The organism is Vibrio sp. 10N.222.46.A1 (genome assembly GCF_041473595.1).
Lineage (GTDB): Bacteria > Pseudomonadota > Gammaproteobacteria > Enterobacterales > Vibrionaceae > Vibrio > Vibrio tasmaniensis_A.
Genome location: NZ_JBFRSN010000416.1, coordinates 1 through 1,106, shown reverse-complemented (window position 1 = coordinate 1,106; position 1,106 = coordinate 1). Strand labels below are relative to the sequence as shown.

Below are 1,106 nucleotides of genomic sequence, written 5' to 3'. Positions count from 1 at the left end.
CAGCACCACCAGCGCCAATTACTACAGCATCAAACTCACGAACAGGAATAGTCACTTACGCACCCCACAAAATAAACAGACCAGAGAAGAAATATCCTAGAAGAACCGCAACAACACCGACTTGAAGACCAACGCGCAATTTTGCACATTTGATGTAGTCAGTTAGTACTTGCCACAAGCCGATCCACGCGTGAACCAAAATTGAAGTAAGCGCTAACATGGTGAAGACTTTAGTGAAAGTACCACCAAAGAATTGCGTCCAAGATGCGTAAGAAATATCACCGGAGAAAGCACAAAAGCTCACTAGGTAGATAGTGTAAAGCGTCATAATGATGGCTGTTGCACGAATCAATAGATAATCATGCACACCATTACGACCAAAAGTAGAAACGTTGTTTACCATACTAAGATCCCCGCTAGTAGAGACAATACCGCTGTTGCTGCGAATGCAACCTTCGCGCTCTTAGCGCCAGATTCCAGCTCTTCAAAGTGACCAAGGTCCATAAGAAGGTGACGAATACCACCAGCAATGTGGTAAGCCAAAGCGGTTAAAATGCCCCACAGAATAAACTTCACGAAGAAACCGTCGACAATGTCGCTAGCTTCCATAAAGCCTACAGGGGAAGAGAGGGAAATGGATAGTAACCAAAGCAGAATTCCGATCGCAACAAAAGTAATCACCCCAGACACACGGTGTAGGATGGAAGCTATTGCTGTGATAGGAAAGTGGATGGTCTGTAAATCTAAATTAACAGGTCTTGTCTTTCTTTCTTTCACGGGCTCGCTCACTCAGCTCCATTGAGCATGATGGTCATTAAATAACCTTATGTATTGTTATGGACAAAATTTGATTGCAAACCCTCAAAATTTAACATTAACTTAACAAATAACATAAGTTGAGCCTTAGATAATTGTAAAATAATTGTTAACAGCTAGATTTCCGAAGACACCTCACATTTCTTCTTAGCCTTGCATTTATAAGGTTTTAACCAAACTTTTCAGCGCCACTATACGGCTGGCAACATTCTAATACAATTGATGCAACAAATAATGCTACACAGCACAGACTTTTAACGAATTTAATGTAAAAAACACTAACAAGTGCA

The 1,106-nt window shown here is 41.0% G+C and carries 2 protein-coding genes; both read right to left on the bottom strand.

Features of this window, described 5'->3' with window-relative positions; translation table 11 throughout:
* Window positions 1-55: 55 nt before the first annotated feature.
* Window positions 56-403, bottom strand: coding sequence for a succinate dehydrogenase, hydrophobic membrane anchor protein (sdhD, locus tag AB4496_RS12985; protein ID WP_004734215.1), 348 nt, complete (start codon window positions 401-403; stop codon window positions 56-58).
* Complete coding sequence (gene sdhC, locus AB4496_RS12980; protein ID WP_012604532.1) at window positions 397-789, bottom strand: succinate dehydrogenase cytochrome b556 subunit; 393 nt, start codon at window positions 787-789, stop codon at window positions 397-399. The genes sdhD and sdhC overlap by 7 nt, the downstream gene beginning before the upstream one ends.
* Window positions 790-1,106: the final 317 nt, after the last annotated feature.

Excerpts from the sequence above, each read along its gene's own strand:
- sdhD (WP_004734215.1), bottom strand. The coding sequence starts at position 403 with ATGGTAAACAACGTTTCTACTTTTGGTCGTAATGGTGTGCATGATTAT.